This is a genomic window from Corynebacterium sp. KPL2680, assembly GCF_040225675.1.
Taxonomy (GTDB): Bacteria; Actinomycetota; Actinomycetes; order Mycobacteriales; family Mycobacteriaceae; genus Corynebacterium; species Corynebacterium rhinophilum.
On record NZ_JBEHFM010000064.1, the window covers coordinates 1 to 780 of the forward strand.

At 52.8% G+C, this 780-nt stretch carries 1 protein-coding gene; it reads right to left on the reverse strand.

Annotated elements, in window-relative coordinates:
• Positions 1-76 precede the first annotated feature (76 nt).
• Positions 77-780: IS256 family transposase (locus tag ABRP66_RS11650; RefSeq protein WP_349838710.1), on the reverse strand; the 704-nt coding region annotated here is incomplete at its 5' end.

Here is a 780-nt window from a genome sequence, read left to right on the forward strand (position 1 = left end):
TGGTGTTTCTACCTTTCGATAGAGCATGCAGTGTGATGGTGTCAGGGGCCAGCACGTGCTCGGTGCTTTAACTGGTTCATGCGACCTCCTTGGTGGTGTCAGCGTCTATGACGTTGGCGGTAATCAATGCTTTGGTCTGTTCCAGGCTGGTTAGTGACATGTAGCGGTTTTGCTGGATCCAGTCATCGTGTTGTTCTGCTAGGACAGCACCAACAAGGCGCACGACAGCGTCACGATTGGGGAAGATGCCTACAACATCCGTACGCCTGCGGATTTCACGATTGAGCCGTTCAGTAGGGTTATTCGACCAGACTTTCTTCCAGACGGATTTCGGGGCGTTGGTAAAAGCTAAGAGCTCGTCGAGGGCTTCTTCCAGGTAGCTGGCAACGTGGGGGAATTTATCTTCACAAAACGCTACGACCTCACGTGCTTGGGACCACACCGATTCCGAGTCTGGTTGCTGGAATATCGTATGAAACATCGCCGATAGGGTTGGCCACTGGGTCTTGGCAACCATCGAAGACAGGTTTTTAGAAAAGTGCGTTCGACACCGCTGCCAGGACGCATTCGGCAACACGTCACTAATCGCATGCTGGATTCCTAGATGCGCGTCACTGGTGACAAGATAGACCTCATTAAGTCCGCGAGCTTTAAGATCCCTAAAGAACCCAGTCCACGACGCCACAGACTCAGATGTAGCAACCTGCATGCCCAATAGCTCACGATAGCCTTCGGCATTAACCCCGGTAGCCACGAGGACGGAAGCTTTGACCACGCGTC